Source organism: Vibrio sp. 03_296, assembly GCF_002265885.1.
Map to the genome: position 1 here is coordinate 1 of NZ_NPKW01000713.1, position 1,258 is coordinate 1,258.

Annotated in this window: 1 protein-coding gene and 2 pseudogenes; 1 reads left to right on the top strand and 2 read right to left on the bottom strand. The window is 43.7% G+C overall.

Features of this window, described 5'->3' with window-relative positions:
• Positions 1–12 precede the first annotated feature (12 nt).
• A pseudogene (locus CIK04_RS27325) lies at positions 13–335 on the top strand (DUF4442 domain-containing protein); the annotation flags it as partial.
• On the opposite strand, the pseudogene CIK04_RS27330 reads toward CIK04_RS27325, so the two are convergent.
• Both CIK04_RS27330 and CIK04_RS27335 read right to left on the bottom strand, forming a co-directional pair.
• A pseudogene (locus CIK04_RS27330) lies at positions 332–865 on the bottom strand (flavodoxin). The pseudogenes CIK04_RS27325 and CIK04_RS27330 overlap by 4 nt on opposite strands.
• A 13-nt stretch (positions 866–878) precedes the next feature.
• Positions 879–1,136: a DUF2788 domain-containing protein gene (locus CIK04_RS27335; protein WP_128824729.1), complete on the bottom strand. Its 258-nt coding sequence runs from the start codon at positions 1,134–1,136 to the stop codon at positions 879–881.
• Positions 1,137–1,258 lie beyond the last annotated feature (122 nt).

Here is a 1,258-nt window from a genome sequence, read left to right on the forward strand (position 1 = left end):
TCTTAACGKAGTCCAGTTTATTCATTAATGCTGATGGGGATCTTGGGGGAGGAGTACTATGTCTGGGACAAGGAAGCCAGCATTAACTTTATTCAACCTGGAAAAAGTGATCTCTTTGCTAAGTTTGAGATCTGCCAATCGGTGTTAGATGAGATTTACTCCGTGACAAAGAGAGGGGAGAAGTGCTTTCCTGAGTTTGTCATCCATGTCAAAGATGCACAAGGGAATGTGGTTTCGGAAGTTCAGCGTAAGTTGTATGTACGCAAAAACCGCAATATCGAGAAGAAGTCATCGTGACAACTAAAAAACCTCCCGAAGGAGGTTTTCATCATTAGTCTTCAAGCTCTGCTAGGCACATTCTTCGTAGATTGTTCAACCCAGTTTTCACACGCTCTTCAGTGAGTTCTGGTTGGCGATCTTCATCAATGCATAAACCGACGAATAGGCTGTCATCACCAGCAACTAAGGCTTTTGACGCTTCGAACTCATAGCTCTCAGTTGAAGTGTGACCTAGGATGGTGCCACCTTTTGCTTCTACGATATCGCGAACTGTGCCCATTGCGTCACAGAAATATTCTGCGTAGTCCTCTTGGTCGCCACAACCAAAAATGGCCAACTACGTTTAGTCGAGAAATCGATTTCTCTAACTCTGGGAAAAGTCGAATCCCAATCACACTGAGCTTCACCGTAGTACCAAGTTGGGAGTGCCTAAAAGCAGCAGGTCGAAGTTGTCGATATCTTCTTTACTACTTTTTGCGATGTCTTGTACGTGAACGAGTTTTTTACCTAGTTGCTTTTGAATCATCTTAGCAACGGCTTCGGTGTTGCCTGTGTCGCTGCCGAAGAAGATACCTACACTTGCCATAGAGTTTATACCTTTAATAAWGTCTGTTGTTGGCACGGATGCTGTGGTTTAACCCAGTCCCCTGTGCCTTCCAGCTCAGCTGAATAATACCTTTTGCGATAAAACCGGCACAGCCAAGGAAGAGCACTAGCCACACAATACGACGACCAAATACCGGAACATTTCCCTGGTTTAATACGTCTTTTATCGCCATACCAATAAGAAAGAAGATAGACGCAAAAAGAAGATCGAGTCCAATCGATTCCAGCATGTTCATGTAGTCGTAGAGCATAGTGTTCCTTTCATGCCAATTTAGCTTGCGCGCACTATATCACTCTTACGCCATAAAGTTAATGCACACAAAGTGGGGATATCCCAATAAAMCTTGGCGATTTTTCGTATTTGATTAACTAG